General features: G+C 69.6%; 15 protein-coding genes and 1 riboswitch. Of the genes, 7 read left to right on the forward strand and 8 right to left on the reverse strand.

Features of this window, described 5'->3' with window-relative positions; all coding sequences use genetic code 11:
- Nucleotides 1–75 precede the first annotated feature (75 nt).
- On the forward strand, nt 76–2,073 hold the full coding sequence (locus tag ACI2L1_RS17775; protein ID WP_404740245.1) for an RICIN domain-containing protein: 1,998 nt from the start codon (nt 76–78) through the stop codon (nt 2,071–2,073).
- A 1-nt stretch (nt 2,074) separates the two neighbouring features.
- Here the strand turns inward: ACI2L1_RS17775 and ACI2L1_RS17780 are convergent, their stop codons facing one another.
- Both ACI2L1_RS17780 and ACI2L1_RS17785 read right to left on the reverse strand, forming a co-directional pair.
- Nucleotides 2,075–2,917 (reverse strand): bifunctional 5,10-methylenetetrahydrofolate dehydrogenase/5,10-methenyltetrahydrofolate cyclohydrolase, encoded by an 843-nt coding sequence (locus ACI2L1_RS17780; RefSeq protein WP_404740246.1) that lies wholly within the window; start codon nt 2,915–2,917, stop codon nt 2,075–2,077.
- A gap of 22 nt (nt 2,918–2,939) precedes the next feature.
- A riboswitch (ZMP/ZTP riboswitch) is annotated at nt 2,940–3,020 on the reverse strand.
- 26 nt (nt 3,021–3,046) lie between these two features.
- Nucleotides 3,047–3,886 (reverse strand): hypothetical protein, encoded by an 840-nt coding sequence (locus tag ACI2L1_RS17785; RefSeq protein ID WP_404740247.1) that lies wholly within the window; start codon nt 3,884–3,886, stop codon nt 3,047–3,049.
- A gap of 61 nt (nt 3,887–3,947) precedes the next feature.
- On the opposite strand from ACI2L1_RS17785, the gene ACI2L1_RS17790 reads away from it, so the two are divergent.
- Nucleotides 3,948–4,490, forward strand: coding sequence for a MarR family winged helix-turn-helix transcriptional regulator (locus tag ACI2L1_RS17790; protein ID WP_404740248.1), 543 nt, complete (start codon nt 3,948–3,950; stop codon nt 4,488–4,490).
- A 24-nt stretch (nt 4,491–4,514) separates the two neighbouring features.
- Here ACI2L1_RS17790 and ACI2L1_RS17795 read toward each other — a convergent pair whose 3' ends face one another.
- Nucleotides 4,515–4,880, reverse strand: a complete 366-nt coding sequence (locus tag ACI2L1_RS17795; protein WP_404740249.1) for a nuclear transport factor 2 family protein — start codon at nt 4,878–4,880, stop codon at nt 4,515–4,517.
- A gap of 345 nt (nt 4,881–5,225) precedes the next feature.
- A complete protein-coding gene (locus ACI2L1_RS17800) occupies nt 5,226–6,980 on the reverse strand; it encodes an ABC transporter ATP-binding protein (protein ID WP_404740250.1) in 1,755 nt (584 codons plus the stop codon).
- 221 nt (nt 6,981–7,201) lie between these two features.
- On the opposite strand from ACI2L1_RS17800, the gene ACI2L1_RS17805 reads away from it, so the two are divergent.
- The 3 genes from ACI2L1_RS17805 to ACI2L1_RS17815 all read left to right on the forward strand — a co-directional run bounded on the left by ACI2L1_RS17805 (nt 7,202) and on the right by ACI2L1_RS17815 (nt 9,926).
- Nucleotides 7,202–8,287, forward strand: a complete 1,086-nt coding sequence (locus ACI2L1_RS17805; RefSeq protein WP_404740251.1) for an S-(hydroxymethyl)mycothiol dehydrogenase — start codon at nt 7,202–7,204, stop codon at nt 8,285–8,287.
- Nucleotides 8,287–8,916, forward strand: a complete 630-nt coding sequence (locus tag ACI2L1_RS17810) for an MBL fold metallo-hydrolase (RefSeq protein WP_404740252.1) — start codon at nt 8,287–8,289, stop codon at nt 8,914–8,916. The genes ACI2L1_RS17805 and ACI2L1_RS17810 overlap by 1 nt, the downstream gene beginning before the upstream one ends.
- Before the next feature lie 95 nt (nt 8,917–9,011).
- Nucleotides 9,012–9,926 carry an SDR family oxidoreductase gene (locus ACI2L1_RS17815; RefSeq protein ID WP_404740253.1) on the forward strand — a complete coding sequence of 305 codons (915 nt, stop codon included), beginning with the start codon at nt 9,012–9,014 and terminating at the stop codon, nt 9,924–9,926.
- On the opposite strand, the gene ACI2L1_RS17820 is transcribed toward ACI2L1_RS17815, so the two are convergent.
- Nucleotides 9,917–10,117: a hypothetical protein gene (locus ACI2L1_RS17820; RefSeq protein WP_404740254.1), complete on the reverse strand. Its 201-nt coding sequence runs from the start codon at nt 10,115–10,117 to the stop codon at nt 9,917–9,919. The genes ACI2L1_RS17815 and ACI2L1_RS17820 overlap by 10 nt on opposite strands.
- Between ACI2L1_RS17820 and ACI2L1_RS17825 the strand changes: the two genes are divergently transcribed.
- Together ACI2L1_RS17825 and ACI2L1_RS17830 are read left to right on the forward strand one after the other, a co-directional pair.
- A complete protein-coding gene (locus ACI2L1_RS17825; protein WP_404740255.1) occupies nt 10,116–10,919 on the forward strand; it encodes an SDR family NAD(P)-dependent oxidoreductase in 804 nt (267 codons plus the stop codon). The genes ACI2L1_RS17820 and ACI2L1_RS17825 overlap by 2 nt on opposite strands.
- Nucleotides 10,920–11,292: 373 nt before the next feature.
- Nucleotides 11,293–11,988 (forward strand): L,D-transpeptidase family protein, encoded by a 696-nt coding sequence (locus tag ACI2L1_RS17830; RefSeq protein ID WP_404740256.1) that lies wholly within the window; start codon nt 11,293–11,295, stop codon nt 11,986–11,988.
- A gap of 29 nt (nt 11,989–12,017) precedes the next feature.
- Here the strand turns inward: ACI2L1_RS17830 and ACI2L1_RS17835 are convergent, their stop codons facing one another.
- The 3 genes from ACI2L1_RS17835 to ACI2L1_RS17845 all read right to left on the reverse strand — a co-directional run.
- Nucleotides 12,018–13,220, reverse strand: coding sequence for a Gfo/Idh/MocA family protein (locus ACI2L1_RS17835; protein ID WP_404740257.1), 1,203 nt, complete (start codon nt 13,218–13,220; stop codon nt 12,018–12,020).
- Nucleotides 13,221–13,234: 14 nt separating this feature from the next.
- The gene (locus ACI2L1_RS17840) at nt 13,235–14,581 is read right to left on the reverse strand and encodes an extracellular solute-binding protein (protein ID WP_404740379.1); all 1,347 of its coding nucleotides are present in this window, start codon (nt 14,579–14,581) and stop codon (nt 13,235–13,237) included.
- A gap of 16 nt (nt 14,582–14,597) precedes the next feature.
- A partial coding sequence (locus ACI2L1_RS17845) for a carbohydrate ABC transporter permease (RefSeq protein WP_404740258.1) occupies nt 14,598–15,485 on the reverse strand: 888 nt, incomplete at its 5' end.

The following is a 15,485-nucleotide window of genomic DNA, read 5'->3' on the forward strand; positions in this document are numbered from 1 at the left end:
CGGTGTTCGATTCACCGGTCCATGTTCGAAATGCCGATCGGATTCTGGTGTTCCCCCGCCACTAGAAGGAGCCGCATGTTCCCCCCGCCGCGCACGACCCGTAGAGGTCTTGCCAGACGTCTCAGAGCCGCCGCAGTCCGCGCCCTTGTCCTCGCCCTGACCGCGACCGCCGCGCTGCTCTTCGCCCAGCCGGCCCCGGCGCAGGCCGCGACAAGCCGTCAGGTACCGGCACAGGCCGCGACAAGCCGTCAGGTACCGGTGCCGAGGGCGCCCATGGGCTGGGCGTCGTGGAACAGCTTCGCCGCCGTCATCGACTACGACGTCATCAAGGCGCAGGTCGACGCGTTCGTCGCGGCGGGGCTGCCGGCGGCCGGCTACAAGTACATCAACATCGACGAGGGCTGGTGGCAGGGCACCCGGGACAGCGCCGGGAACATCACCGTCGACGAGTCCGAGTGGCCCGGCGGCATGAAGGCCATCGCCGACTACATCCACAAAAAGGGTCTCAAGGCCGGCATCTACACGGACGCGGGCAAGGACGGCTGCGGTTACTACTATCCGACAGGTCGCCCCGCGGCGCCCGGCTCCGGCAGTGAGGGCCACTACGAGCAGGACATGCTCCAGTTCTCCCAGTGGGGCTTCGACTTCGTGAAGGTCGACTGGTGCGGCGGTGCCGCGGAGGGGCTCGACGCGAAGACGACGTACCAGGCGATCAGCGACGCGATCGCCAAGGCCACCGCCACCACCGGCCGTCCGATGACCCTGTCGCTGTGCAACTGGGGCAGGCAGAACCCGTGGAACTGGGCCCCCGGCCAGGGCGCGATGTGGCGGACCAACGACGACATCATCCTCTGGGGCAACAAGCCGTCGATGGCCAATCTGCTGACCAACTACGACCGGAATCTGCATCCCACGGCCCAGCACACCGGCTACTACAACGACCCCGACATGCTGATGGTCGGCATGGACGGCTTCACCGCCGCCCAGAACCGCACCCACATGAACCTCTGGGCCGTGTCGGGAGCCCCGCTCCTCGCCGGCAACAACCTGGCCACCATGACCACCGAGACGGCGAACATCCTCAAGAACCCCGAGGTCATCGCCGTCGACCAGGATCCGCGCGGCCTCCAGGGCGTCAAGGTCGCCGAGGACACCACGGGCCTCCAGGTCTACGGCAAGGTCCTGTCCGGCACCGGCAACCGCGCCGTCGTCCTCCTCAACCGCACCTCCTCCGCCCAGAACATCACCGTGCGCTGGTCCGACCTGGGCCTGACCAACGCCAACGCGACCGTCCGTGACCTGTGGGCGCGCTCCAACATCGGCTCGTACGGCACCGGTTACACCACCAGTGTCCCGGCGGGCGGTTCGGTGATGCTCAGGGTCAGCGGCGGCACCGAGGCGGCGAGCAGCACCTATACGGGCACGTCGAGCTTCACCGGGGTGGTCGCGGGGAGCACCGGCATCAAGACCGTCGACGTCGCCTACACCAACAACACCTCCACCGCCCGCAAGGCGACGCTCCAGGTCAACGGCCAGGGGTCGACGGCGGTCTCCTTCCCGCCGACCGGCTCCTCACGGGGCACGATCTCGGTCCAGGTCGGTCTGTCCAAGGGCTCGTCGAACACGCTGACCTTCACCAACGCCCCGACCCTCACCGGCATCACGGTCCGTCCGCTGCCCGGAGCGAACAGCACCCTGGCCGTCGGAACGGGCTCCGGCCGCTGCCTCGACATCTACGACCACACCATCGGCAACGGCACCCAGGCCGAGTTGTGGGACTGCAACGGCGGCCAGAACCAGCAGTGGACCTACACCTCGCGCAAGGAGCTCGTGGTGTACGGCAACAAGTGCCTGGACGCCTACAACCTCGGCACGACCGACGGCACCAGGGTCGTGATCTGGGACTGCAACGGCCAGAACAACCAGAAGTGGAACGTCAACAGCGACGGCACGATCACCAATGTCAACGCCGGTCTCTGCCTGGACGCCTACGGCGCGGCCACGGCCAACGGCACCCAGATGGTGCTGTGGACGTGCAACGGCCAGAACAACCAGAAGTGGACGCTGAGCTGATCTAGATCTGCCGGGCGGCGGCCGCCACCGTCTGCTCCAGCAGCGTGGCGATGGTCATCGGACCGACGCCGCCCGGCACCGGCGTGATCAGCGAGGCCCGCTCCACGGCGGAGTCGAAGTCCACGTCACCGATGTTCCCCTCGTTGTACCCGGCGTCGATCACGACCGCGCCGGGCTTGATGTCCTGGCCTCGGATCAGCCGGGGCCGCCCCACCGCGGCGACCACGATGTCCGCCTCCCGTACGGCCGCCGACAGGTCCGCCGTACGGGAGTGGCAGTAGGTCACCGTGGCGTCGCGGGCGAGCAGCAGCATCCCGGCCGGCTTGCCGAGGATCGCACTGCGGCCCACGACCACGGCCCGCTTCCCGGCCGGATCGACGTCGTACTCGTCGAGCAGCCGCATGATCCCGCCGGGCGTGCACGACAGGAACCCCGGCAGGCCGAAGCTCATCGTCGCGAAGGAGGCGAAGGTGACGCCGTCGACGTCCTTCTCCGGCGCGATCGCCTCGAACGCGGCCCGCTCGTCGATGTGTGCCCCCATCGGGTGCTGGAGCAGGATTCCGTGCACGGCGTGGTCGTTGGACAACTCCCGCAGCGTGGCGACGAGTTCCTCGGTGGTGGTGGCCGCGGGCAGCTCCACGTGCCGCGACTCGATGCCCGCCTTGCGGCAGCGGTTTCGCTTCATACGGACGTAGGTGACGGATGCGGGGTCCGCACCGACCAGAACCGTCGCGAGACAGGGCGCCTGTCCCGTCCGCTCGGTGAGCTCGGCCGCCCGCTCGGTGGTCTCCTCGACGATGCGCCGAGCGAGCGCGGTGCCATCCATGATCCGTGCCTGAGACATGATCCACTCCTGAGCCGATCGAAAGAATCGCCCAGGCGCACGGCATCGAGTGCGAACCGCTCCCCGGTGGTGCTCCACCTCAGCGCCAGTCACGGTCCGGTCATCAGACTAACCGACGCGCTACGGCGCTCAGGCCCCGCTGTCCTGCGGCCCAGCCGTAGGGTCGGTCCCCGTGAGGAAGCCGGTCGCCTGCGCGTGGACGGGCTCAGCGCCGATCGCCTCGGCCCAGCGGGCGATCTCCCCGGCCAGTGCGCTCGCCCCGGCCTCGTCGCCCGTGTCCCGGGCCAGCACCGCCAGAAGCAGCTGCTGGGTGAGCACCCCGGGCACCATCCCAGCCCGCGCGCCCAGGAAAGTGGCCCGGCGCCAGCGTTCCAGGGCGCGGTCGTGATCGCCGTCGTCGTGGTCGTGATCGCCGAGATGCCTGAGCGCCTCCCGCACCAGCAGATCGTCGCCGCCCGACTCACCGGCGCGCAGGGCGGCCTCGTAGTGGGCGGGCGCGACCGTGCGCTCGGCGAACAGGTTGTCGGCGATCAGCCCCAGGTACATCGAGGCCCAGCCCCGCCGCACCTCGTCAGAGGCGTCGTCGTGCAGGCGGTGCGCGCTGCGCCGGATCCCGGCGAGGGCCTCGGGATCCTTGCCCCGGGGACCGAACCGGAGAGTGCCCGCGCTGCGCAGCAGCCGCAAGTACTCGTGCCGAAGCCGGACGAAGGCCAGGTCCCAGTCGGTGCCCGGCGACTGCTTCCCGGCGTACTCGGCGCGGTCGGCCGTGAGCTCCGTACCGCCGAACCAGTCGCTCTGCAGGGCGACTTCGGCCGCAGCCAGGGCGAGGCGGGCGCGGTCACCGGGCGTGGCACAGGTTGTCGCGTCCAGGAGGCGCAGCGCCCGGTCCCATCGTCCGGCCAGCGACAACTCACGGGCGGCAGCGAGAAGTTCGTCGAATCCGACGGTCGTACTCGTGGTGTTCGTCATGACGGGGGAAAGTAGTCAGACAAAAAACCATCCACAAGAAAACTGTTGCAGGGGGCGGGTAATGCGGGACTCGGTCGACCGGCATGTCGAGGTCTGGTCGAAGGAACTCGACTGGATGGACCCGGTCAAGGAGGCGATCTTCGCGCGGCTGGCCATCCTGGCCCGGCACGCGTCCCAGGCCCGCCGCGCCACCCTCGACGCCGACGGTCTGCGGAACTGGCAGTACAAGGTGCTGCTGACCCTGCGCCGGCTCGGTCCGCCGTACACCGGGAGCCCCTCGCTCCTCGCCGACCACCTCGGACTGACCCGAGGAGCCCTGTCGGCCCGCCTGGCGCCGCTGGAGGAGGCCGGACTCCTCGTCCGGACACACGAGGACGGCGACCGGCGGCGGGTGCGGGTACGGCTCACCGATGCCGGGCACGCCGCGTTCGAACGGCAGTTCAGCGCGGAGGAAGAGGGGGAGATCGCGCTGCTGTCGGCACTGACCGCGGCAGAGCGGCTGACGCTCGCAGACCTGCTGCGGAAACTGGTCGTCGCCACCGAGTCACAGACGGCCGGTCAGGCAGCGCCCGCGCCAAGAAGGTCCAGCTCAGCCGGGTCGTGATCTGGACCTTCGGCACCTTTCTCGCTACTCGTCCCAGGCCTGGATCATGGTCTGCTCGGTGATCTTGCCGTCTCGCAGAGTCAGCATCGACTCGGACAGCACACGTACCCCGTCGGAGTACAGACAGGATTCGCTGAAGGCGACGCGGTCGCCGTCGACGACGCACTGTTCCATCTTGTGCGTCATGTCACGGCTGTAGACGTCGTCGAGCATCGCACTGATCTCGTCCCTGCCGTGCACCACCTTGGGGTGACTGGGCTGGGTGTTGCGGTCGACGACGCGTATCTCGGCGTCGTCCGCGTAGAGCGACAGAAGATTCGCCGCAGTGTTTCCTTCGATCCCCCGGCGCAGTGTTTCGCTGGTGAAGCCGGAGCTTGCCGCGGTGCCCATGGTGACCTCCTTCGAGGCCCGCGTAGGGCCTCTTCCTACGAGACTCCTCCGCCCCGGCGGTCACGGCAAACGCAGGCCGGGGCATCCGCCTGACGGGTGAGCGGCGCCGGGCGGCCGGGTCCGCGAGGGGCCCGCCGACTTCGCTGAAAACATGATCTCGGCTCCGGTCACAGGACTGCTGCCAGCCATCGGGGGTGACCGCTCCCGCCGCGGCCACCGAGGGCCGCCCGGAACGCCGGGCGGCCCTCGACGCATGTCCGGCTCACGCGTCCGGTCGGGCGTCCAGTCACGCGTCCGGGAAGTGGAACCCGGCCGGGGTGCATCAGGCCCGGTCGTGCAACGAACTCACCCGGCCGTGGCAAGGAATTGCGTCGCCGCGAGCTCCGCGTACAAGGGGTCCCCGGCAACCAGCTCGCGGTGCGTCCCCACCGCCCGCACCCGCCCGGCGTCCATCACCACGATCCGGTCGGCCATCGTCACCGTGGACAACCGGTGCGCAACCACCAAGACCGTGGTCGTACGCGCCACATCCGCCACCGTGTCCCGCAACGCCGCCTCGTTCACCGCGTCCAGCTGAGAGGTGGCCTCGTCCAGCAGCAACAGCCGAGGCCTGCGCAACAACGCCCGGGCGATCGCCACCCGTTGCCGCTCCCCGCCCGACAACTTGGTCCCCCGGTGCCCGACCAGCGTGTCCAGTCCACCGGGCAGCTTGGACACCAGCCCGTCCAGCCGGGTCGTCTTCAGGACACGCGCCACCGCGTCGTCGTCCGCCTCCGGATTCCCCAGCAGCAGATTCTCCCGCAGCGACCCCGACAGCACAGGCGCGTCCTGCTCCACATACCCGATCGCGGAACGGAGCCGGGGCAGCTCCCACTCCGCGAGGTCCCGCCCGTCCAGCGTCACCACCCCTGACTCGGGGTCGTAGAACCGCTCGATCAGCGAGAACACCGTCGTCTTCCCCGCACCCGACGGTCCCACGAACGCCGTCATCCCCCGCTCGGGCACATCGAAGGTCACCCCGTGATGGACGTACGGCAGATCGTCGGCATAACGGAACCTGACGTCCGAGAAGGCGACGGAGGCAGGTTCCGCCCCGTCGACGGGCAACGGCGCGGGCGCCGCGGCCGGTTCGGCGGGCAGTCGTAGCGCCTCCTGGATCCGGGCGAGAGCCGCCGCACCCGTCTGGTACTGGGTGACCGCGCCGACGACCTGCTGGATCGGCGACATCAGATAGAAGACGTACAGCAGGAACGCCACCAGTGTGCCGACGTCGATCGCCCCGGTCGCCACCCGCGCCCCACCCACCGCGAGCACCGTGATGAACGCGATCTGCATCGCGAGCGCCGCCGTATTGCCCGCGGCCGCCGACCACTTGGCGGCCCGCACGCTCTGCCGCCACGACTCCTCGGCCGCCGCGTGCAGCGTCGCCTCCTCGCGGTGCTCGGCCCCGGACGCCTTCACCGTGCGCAGCGCGCCGAGGATCCGTTCCAGTGACGCTCCCATCACGCCGACCGCGTCCTGCGCCTGCCGGCTCGCCCGGTTGATGCGCGGCACGATCACGCCGACGACCGTGCCCGCGGCCAGGATCACCGCCAGCGTGACGCCCAGCAGCACGGGATCGACCAGGCCCATCATCGCCACGGTCGCGACCAGCGTGAGCCCGCCGGTGCCCAGGCCCACGAGCGAGTCGGTGGTGACCTCGCGCAGCAGGGTGGTGTCCGAGGTGATCCGAGCCATCAGGTCGCCGGGTTCGGTCCGGTCCACGGCGGTGATGCGCAGCCGCAGCAGATACGACGACAGGGCGCGCCGCGCGCCCAGCACCACCGACTCGGCGGTGCGCCGCAGCACATACGAACCCAGCGCTCCCACCGCCGCGTTGGTGACGACCAGAGCGGACATGACGAGCAACGGCCCGGTGATCGTGCGGTCGTGGGACAGGTCGTCGATCAACTCCCGTGCCGCCAACGGCAGCAGCAGACCGGTGGCCCCGGTGAGGAGGGAGAGCACGGCACCGGCGAGGAGGGTCCAGCGGTGCGGCCGTACGTATCCGAGGAGCAGCCGCCAGGTGTGCGTGCCGGTCTCCTTCTCGGTGCTGCTCACGATGCTCCCTCGTGCCCGGCGGCGTGGATGGCCTTCAGGCTACGTCGGCGCTCTCCGGAGCAGCTGTTCCTGTGGCCGGAGTGACCTTCGGGCGAGGGCGTTCATCAGCGTCGACGCGGCCACGTCCGGCAGCGCGCCACGGCGCGGGAACCGATGCCGTTACTGATCAGTCAAGCGTAGGGTCGAAGGGACGTACACCGGGCGACAGAAGGGGTCAGGCCATGGCGCAGGAGGTACGCGGGGTGATCGCACCCGGCAAGGACGAGCCGGTGCGGGTGGAGACGATCGTGGTGCCGGATCCGGGGCCGGGCGAGGCCGTCGTGCAGGTGCAGGCCTGCGGGGTCTGTCACACCGACCTGCACTACAAGCAGGGCGGGATCAACGACGACTTCCCGTTCCTGCTCGGCCATGAGGCGGCCGGAGTCGTGGAGTCGGTCGGCGAGGGGGTGACCGATGTTGCGCCCGGCGACTTCGTGATCCTCAACTGGCGTGCCGTGTGCGGCAATTGCCGGGCCTGTCTGCGTGGGCGGCCCTGGTACTGCTTCGACACCCACAACGCTGAGCAGAAGATGACCCTCACCGACGGCACCGAGCTCTCGCCCGCCCTGGGCATCGGCGCTTTCGCCGAGAAGACCCTGGTGGCCGCCGGGCAGTGCACCAAGGTCGACCCGTCGGTCTCGGCCGCGGTCGCGGGGCTGCTGGGTTGTGGGGTGATGGCCGGTATCGGCGCCGCGATCAACACCGGGCAGGTCGGCCGGGGCGACACCGTCGCCGTCATCGGCTGCGGTGGCGTCGGCGACGCGGCCATCGCCGGATCGAACCTCGCGGGCGCGGCGAAGATCATCGCCGTGGACATCGACGACCGCAAGCTGGAGAAGGCCCGCACCATGGGCGCGACCCACACCGTCAACTCGCAGGACGCGGACCCGGTCGAGGCGATCCGCGAGCTGACCGGCGGCTTCGGCGCCGACGTCGTCATCGAGGCGGTCGGCCGCCCCGAGACGTACAAGCAGGCCTTCTACGCCCGCGACCTCGCCGGCACCGTCGTCCTGGTCGGTGTTCCCACCCCGGAGATGAAGCTGGAGCTGCCGCTCCTCGACGTCTTCGGACGCGGCGGCTCGCTGAAGTCGTCCTGGTACGGCGACTGTCTGCCCTCCCGCGACTTCCCGATGCTGATCGACCTGCATCTGCAAGGCCGCCTGGACCTGGGGGCGTTCGTGACCGAGACCATCCAACTCGACGAGGTGGAGAAGGCGTTCGAGCGGATGCATCACGGAGACGTCCTGCGCTCGGTGGTGGTGCTCTGATGGCCGTCCGCATCGAACGCCTCGTCACCTCAGGGCAGTTCAGCCTCGACGGCGGCACCTGGGACGTCGACAACAACGTGTGGATCGTCGGCGACGACCACGAGGCGATCGTCATCGACGCAGCCCACGACGCCCACGCCATCGTCGAGGCCGTGGGCGACCGGCGGCTGACCGCGATCGTGTGCACCCACGCCCACAACGACCACATCGACGCCGCACCCGCGCTCGCCGACCTCACCGGCGCCACGATCTGGCTGCACCCCGACGACCTCCCGCTGTGGAAGCAGACCCACCCCGACCGCGACCCCGACGCCCACCTGCGCGACGGTCAGGTCATCGAGGCCGCGGGCGCCGACCTCCAGGTGCTGCACACCCCCGGCCACGCACCGGGCGCGGTCTGCCTCCACGACCCCGGCCTCGCCACCGTCTTCACCGGCGACACCCTCTTCCAGGGCGGCCCCGGCGCCACCGGCCGCTCCTACTCCCACTTCCCGACCATCATCGACTCGATCCGCGACCGCCTGCTGGCCCTGCCGCCCGAGACGAAGGTCCTCACCGGCCACGGAGACCCCACCACCATCGGCGCGGAGGCCCCGCACCTTGAGGAGTGGATCGCCCGCGGCCACTGACGCCGACCGGGTGACCCGCTCGTAAATCACGACATAGGTTGTCCGGCTTCACGGTCATGCTCGAAGAGACAATCGGGCACAACGAGAGGTCGGACATGTCACAGCCGCTGCAAGGCAAGGTCGCGCTGGTCGCCGGAGCAACCCGAGGAGCCGGACGCGGGATCGCGGCGGAACTCGGAGCGGCGGGCGCCACCGTGTACGTCACCGGTCGCAGCACCCGGGCCCGCCGCTCCGAGTACGACCGCCCCGAGACCGTCGAGGACACCGCCGACCTCGTCACCGCGGCCGGCGGCCAGGGCATCGCCGTACCCACCGACCACCTGGACCCCGAGCAGGTCCGCGCACTCGTCGACCGCATCGCCGGCGAGCAGGACCGTCTCGACGTCCTCGTCAACGACATCTGGGGCGGCGAGAAGCTCTTCGAGTGGGACAGCCCCGTGTGGGAGCACGACCTCGACAACGGGCTGAGGCTGCTCAGGCTCGCCGTCGAGACCCACGCGATCACCAGCCACCACGCGCTGCCCCTGCTGCTGCGCCGGCCAGGAGGCCTGGTCGTCGAGATGACCGACGGAACCGCCGCATACAACCGTGAGAACTACCGCGTCTCCTTCTTCTACGACCTCGCCAAGACGTCGGTCCTGCGCATGGCGTTCTCCCTCGGCCACGAACTCGGCCCGCGCGGCGCCACCGCCGTCGCGCTCACCCCGGGCTGGCTGCGCTCCGAGATGATGCTCGACAACTTCGGGGTGCGCGAGGACAACTGGCGCGACGCCCTCGACCGCGTCCCCCACTTCGCCATCTCGGAGACCCCGCGCTACGTGGGCCGCGCCGTCGCCGCACTGGCCGCGGACCCCGACGTGGCCCGCTTCAACGGCGAGTCCCTCGACAGCGGATCGCTCGCCCGGACGTACGGCTTCACCGACCTCGACGGCAGCCGCCCGGCCGCCTGGCGCTACCTCGTCGAGGTCCAGGACGCGGGCAAAGCGGCCGACGTCACGGGCTACCGCTGATCCGGAGTGTTCCGCAGCGCCGGCGACAGCGGCCGGCGCGCCGGGTGCCCGGGCGGAAGCGCGAGATCCTCCCGTACGGCCGCGCAGTACCCCTCGCATCCGGCGCGCCGCCGGTCCACCAGCGCCTGCCACGCCGCCGTGTCACGCGTCCCGGCGCGCGGGAACGCCTCCGGGACTACCGTCGGCCCCATGACGCACACGAAACGCTTCGAGGGACACGGAGTTCTCGTCACCGGTGCCGCCCGCGGCATCGGCGCGGCGACGGCCCGCCGCCTCGCCGAGGAAGGCGCCGCGGTCCTGCTCACCGACCGGGACGGGGCGGTGGTCGAGCGGACGGCGGCACAACTGCGTGAACAGGGCCTGTCCGCCCGGGCGTCGGTGTGCGACGTGGGAGACCGTACGTCCGTCGAGGCGGCCGTCGCCCACGCCGTCGAGGCGTTCGGCTCGCTCGACGTCCTGGTCAACTGCGCCGCCCGGTGCACCCCGGAGACCCCGCTGTTCGAGGACGACTCGGACGACGAGTGGGCGCGTGACCTGGACATCACCCTCAGCGGGCCGTACCGCTGCGCGCGCGCCGCGCTCCCGCATCTGGCGGCTTCGGGGCGCGGCGCGATCGTCAGCATCGGCTCCGTCAACGGCCTCCAGGACTTCGGCAACCACGCCTACAGCGCGGCGAAGGCCGGCCTCGGCTCCCTGACCCGCACGCTCGCCGGACACGCGGCCGCACGCGGGGTGCGCGTCAACCTGGTCGTCCCGGGCACGGTCCGCACCTCGGCCTGGGAAGGACGCGAGGCCGAGCTCGCCGAGATGCGGCGGCTGTACCCCCTCGGCCGGGTCGGCGAACCCGAGGACGTCGCCGCCGCCGTCGCCTTCCTCGCCTCCCGCGACGCGGCCTGGATCACCGGCACCACACTGGTCGTCGACGGAGGCCTGACCGCGGTCAACACCGGGTTCCACACGGCGGTCCATCCTGGCAGGGGCACAGCGAAGTAGCCCGAAACGGTCAGAGCACCGGCGCCGAGGCGATCGCGCCGACCACCCGCTCCACATCCGCCCGGGGCGTACGCCCGCTGGAGAACCAGGCCGGGAGTTCTCCGGGGTGAGATGGATGAGGTCGGGGCTCCCCGGCCGGCTGGGAAGCCAGATCGTTGGCGAGTGCGGGGTGCACGCGGGCACCGCAGGCGAGACCCACCCAGGGGCGCGGGGAACTGCGCGACCAGCCCCAACGGCGCCGAACCCGCAAGACCTCCCGCACCGCCCTCAAGATTTGTCACCGTTTCGTCGCAGCCCGCCCCGCAGCACAACGAACACGTACGGACACCTGTCTACCTGGCTGAGATCAGAACCGTACTGAGGGGACAGGGCCATGGGGGACATACGCAGACGGGGTGCCGTCGCACTCGGGATCACCGGACTCGTCGCACCGCTGACACTCGCGCTGGGCGCCGCGCCGGCGCAGGCGGCGAGCTGCACCACACAGGCGGGGCCGTACCAGAAGAAGGTGGAGAAGTTCCTCGGCCGCCCGGTCGACGGCAGGCAGTCCGCCGCCGACTGCAAGGCGATCAGGGCCTTCCAGACCAAGCACGGCATCACACCGAACATCGGCTACGCGGGATCCATCACCTGGGGCGTGATGGACCTGATGAACAAGCAGAAGGCGGTGGGCAAGGACCCCAACAAGTCCGGCAAGTGCCCGGAGAACAAGGGCCGCATCGCCTGCGTCAACCTCACCCTCCAGCTGAGCTGGATCCAGGACGGCGGCAAGCTCGTCTACGGGCCCGTCCCGGTCCGCACCGGCCGCAACGGCTACGAGACCCGCACCGGCCTGAAGAAGATCTACTGGCGCCACATCGACCACGTCTCGTCGATCTACAACGTGCCCATGCCCTACAGCCAGTTCTTCGACGGCGGCCAGGCCTTCCACTCGGTCAACCTCAGCATGTGGAACCCGCCCGGCTCCCACGGCTGCGTCAACATGACCACCAAGAACGCCAAGAAGTACTGGTCGCTCCTGAAGAAGGGCGACGACGTCTTCGTGTACGGCCGCAAGCCGGGCACCTGAGACAACGGGCACCCGGCGCCACGACGACGTCAGGCGTCGGGTGCGTCCCCGAAGTCGGGGATCTCCAGCCTGACCCCGCCCTGCCGCGCCGAGTCGTGCGCGACGATGCCCGGCAGGGTGTAGCGGGCCGCCACCCAGGCGTTCACCGACGGCAGGGTGCGGGTGTTGACCGCGGTCACGAAGTCGTCCACCAGGAAGTGATGGCTGCCCTCGTGCCCGTTGTGCAGGTTGTCGAACGACCGCGGCAGCCGCGCGCGGTCGTGCACCGGCGCCGAACCGGAGGTGAAGGCGGCCCGAAGCTCCGGTGCGATGTGCTGGAGTGACGGATCGTCAGGAGACATGGTGGGCTTGGGCTCAAGGAGCTCGCTGATGTCCTTCACGCCCTTCTTGTCCTGCCAGAAGGCGACGGTCGCGAGCTGCTCCATGCTCGCCTCCGTCCCGAAGAACCGGAAACGCGACTCCCGGATGTGGGACGGGTAGCCGACCCGCCGGAACTCGTTCGTACGGAACGACCCGCCGCCCGCCACCTCGAACAGCGCGGTCGCGTTGGAGAGGTCGTTGCCGAAGCGGCTGACCTCCTTGTCGAACACCCCGTCCCCACGGTCGTCGACCACACCGATCGCCGACACGCTCACCGCGTGCGTCTGCCAGGCACCCAGCACCCCGCCCACCGAGTGCGTGGGGTAGAGCAGCGGGGGATAGCTGGCGGTCTCCTTCCACTTCTCGCCGCCGCTGTACTGGTACGCCTCGTAGAACCCGAGGTCCATGTCGTGGACGTAGTCGCCCTCGGCGTAGAAGAGCCGTCCGAAGGCGCCCTCGGCGATCTGGTTGCGGGCGTGCACGGTGGCCGGGTTGTACTGGCTGGTCTCGCCCATCATGTACGTCAGCCCGGTCGCCCGGACCGCGTCGATGATCGCCGCTATCTCCTCGGTGGTGATCGCCATCGGGACCGCGGAGTACACGTGCTTGCCCGCGTTCAGGCCCTGGAGCACCAGGGGGCCGTGCGTCCAGCGCTGGGTGAAGATCGCGACCGCGTCGACCTCCTCGGACTCCAGCATGGCCTCGTAGGTGGGGAAGGTGCCGGCGAGCCCCTGGGCTTCGGCGAGCCGCTCGGCCCGCTCGGGGAGCAGGTCGGTGACGTACACGTCGCCGACGCCGGGGTGGGCCTGGAACAGCGTGGCGAACTGGCCGGAGAACTGGCCGGCGCCGACGATGCCGAGGGAGAACGTCATGTAAGGCGTGCCCTTCACTGGGAGAGGATCAGGTTGATCTGGTCGTTGGTCTGGTTCAGGCCGGTCACGGACTTGCCGTTGCCGTAGATGTCCTGCATGGCGGGGTGCATCAACGCGAATACGTCCGCCGCGTAGTCGGTGATCGGGTAGGAGAAGGTCGTGAAGTCCTTCTTGTCGGCGACCGGCGCGGTGAAGGCCGACACGTCGAGGCCCTTCTTCTTGTACGCCGTCACCGCCGCCTGGGTGCCGTCGGGCGTGGCAGGGAAGACGATGCCGTAACTGCCCACCGTCTTCTGGCACTCGTCCGACGCCAGGTACCGCACCCACTTCTTCGCGCCCGTCTTGTTGGCGGCGTTCTTGGTTATGGAGTCGGCGAGGCCGTTCATCATCGTGGCCCGTTTGCCGGTGGGCCCTTCGGGGGTGACGGCGGTGGCCATCTTCATGCCCTTGAACCCGGCGTACGTCGAGATCATCCACGCCCCGTCGAACGCGGCCGCCGCCTTGCCCGCCGCCACCTGCGTGTTGGCTTGGTTGGACTGCGAGTTGTAGTCGGTGAAGGGCACCATGTAGCCCTTCTTCGACAGTCCGAAGTACCACTTGATGACCGACTGGAAGGTCTTGCTGTCGTACTGGTACTTCGTGCCCCACCGCTTCTTGTCGGTGTAGGTCCAGCCGGCGGAGGCGGCGAAGTTGCTCCACTGGGTCTGGCCGTCACCGTCCCCGGCGCCGTTGCTGGCGAGGCCGTAGACCTTGACGTGGTTCTTGTCGAAGCCGGGCTCGTCACCGCGCTTGCCGTTCCTGTCGACGGTGAGGTGCGCGATGGCCTTCTCGAAGCTGCCGCCGTCCTCGGGGTTCCAGGAGAGGCCGCCCAGCTGCGCGGCGGTGAGTCCGGCGTCCTTGGCCGCCTTCTCGTTGTAGAAGAGGGCGACCGTGTCCCAGTCCTTCGGGGCGCCGTAGCGGTGGCCGTCCTGGCCGATCCAGTTGTCGGCGAGGCCCTTCTGGTAGGCGTTCGGGTCGATGCCCAGGTCGTCCAGCGGCTCCAGCACCTTGAGGTCGGCGAACTGGCCGAACTTCTGGATGTGGTCCGTGAACACGTCCGGCTCGGTGCCGGCGATGAAGCTCGCGGTGAGCTTGGTCCAGTAGTCGTCCCAGCCCAACTGGGTGATCTTGACGTGCAGTCCGGGGTTCCGCGCGGCGAAGCCCTTGGCGCACGCCTGGTAGGCGGGCAGCTGGTTGGAGTCCCACAGCCAGTACGTCACCGTGCCGGACGACGACCCGGCGGTCCCGCCGCTCCCGGCGCAGCCGCTCACCAGGGACAGCGCAAGGGCTCCGGCCAGTGCGCCGACCGTACGCATCCGCATTCGCATGTCCGTCCCCTTACTTGATGCCGGTGAAGCTGATGGAGCCGACGATGCGGCGCGCGAAGAACCCGAACAGCACGAGCATCGGCAGGGCGGCGATGAGGGTCGCCGCCATCAGGCCCGACCAGTCGGTGCCGGTCTGCGGGGTCTGCGCCCGGAAGATCGCCAGGGCGACGGTGAGCACACGCGAGCTGTCGCTGTAGGACACCATCAGCGGCCAGAAGTAGTCGTTCCAGGAGGTGATGTAGGTCAGCACGGCCAACGTCATGACCGGCGAGGACGCCATCGGCAGCAGCACCCGGAAGAAGATCCGTACCTTCCCGGCGCCGTCGAGCAGCGCGGCCTCCTCCACCTCGGACGGGATGTTCATGAAGAACTGGCGCAGGAAGAACACCGCGAACGGCGTCATGAACATCGTCGGCAGGGCGATCCCCAACAGGTTGTCCACCAGGCCGAGTTGCTTGATCAGCACGAAGTTCGGCAGCAGCGTGAAGATGGCCGGCACCATCAGACCCGCGAGGAACAGCCCGAACACCTTGTCCCGGCCCCGCCAGCGCAGCCGGGCGAAGGCGTAGGCGGCCATGGCGGAGAAGAAGATCTGGCAGACGGTGACCAGGGTCGAGACGACCACCGAGTTGAGCAGATAGCGCCAGAACTTCAGCCCGCCGCCCGCCCCGCCCTGCGCGATCGCCTCCTTGGTCGACTGGAGGCCGAGCGCCCGCTCGAAACCTCCCAGGGTCGGGTCGACCGGCAGCGGATCGCCGGGGTGCGCGGCGAGCCCGGAGTTGGTGGACAGCGCGGTGCGCAGGATCCAGTAGAACGGCACCAGGGTGACGAGCACGATCGCGGTCATCACCGTCCAGGCGGCGATCTTGCCGATGGCGGGACGGCGCCTGACGGGTCG

The organism is Streptomyces sp. NPDC019531, assembly GCF_044903305.1.
Lineage (GTDB): Bacteria > Actinomycetota > Actinomycetes > Streptomycetales > Streptomycetaceae > Streptomyces.

Excerpts from the sequence above, each read along its gene's own strand:
- ACI2L1_RS17775 (WP_404740245.1), top strand. The coding sequence starts at position 76 with ATGTTCCCCCCGCCGCGCACGACCCGTAGAGGTCTTGCCAGACGTCTC.
- ACI2L1_RS17780 (WP_404740246.1), bottom strand. The coding sequence starts at position 2,917 with ATGTCTCAGGCACGGATCATGGATGGCACCGCGCTCGCTCGGCGCATC.
- ACI2L1_RS17785 (WP_404740247.1), bottom strand. The coding sequence starts at position 3,886 with ATGACGAACACCACGAGTACGACCGTCGGATTCGACGAACTTCTCGCT.
- ACI2L1_RS17790 (WP_404740248.1), top strand. The coding sequence starts at position 3,948 with ATGCGGGACTCGGTCGACCGGCATGTCGAGGTCTGGTCGAAGGAACTC.
- ACI2L1_RS17795 (WP_404740249.1), bottom strand. The coding sequence starts at position 4,880 with ATGGGCACCGCGGCAAGCTCCGGCTTCACCAGCGAAACACTGCGCCGG.
- ACI2L1_RS17805 (WP_404740251.1), top strand. The coding sequence starts at position 7,202 with ATGGCGCAGGAGGTACGCGGGGTGATCGCACCCGGCAAGGACGAGCCG.
- ACI2L1_RS17810 (WP_404740252.1), top strand. The coding sequence starts at position 8,287 with ATGGCCGTCCGCATCGAACGCCTCGTCACCTCAGGGCAGTTCAGCCTC.
- ACI2L1_RS17815 (WP_404740253.1), top strand. The coding sequence starts at position 9,012 with ATGTCACAGCCGCTGCAAGGCAAGGTCGCGCTGGTCGCCGGAGCAACC.
- ACI2L1_RS17825 (WP_404740255.1), top strand. The coding sequence starts at position 10,116 with ATGACGCACACGAAACGCTTCGAGGGACACGGAGTTCTCGTCACCGGT.
- ACI2L1_RS17820 (WP_404740254.1), bottom strand. The coding sequence starts at position 10,117 with ATGGGGCCGACGGTAGTCCCGGAGGCGTTCCCGCGCGCCGGGACGCGT.
- ACI2L1_RS17830 (WP_404740256.1), top strand. The coding sequence starts at position 11,293 with ATGGGGGACATACGCAGACGGGGTGCCGTCGCACTCGGGATCACCGGA.
- ACI2L1_RS17835 (WP_404740257.1), bottom strand. The coding sequence starts at position 13,220 with ATGACGTTCTCCCTCGGCATCGTCGGCGCCGGCCAGTTCTCCGGCCAG.
- ACI2L1_RS17840 (WP_404740379.1), bottom strand. The coding sequence starts at position 14,581 with ATGCGGATGCGTACGGTCGGCGCACTGGCCGGAGCCCTTGCGCTGTCC.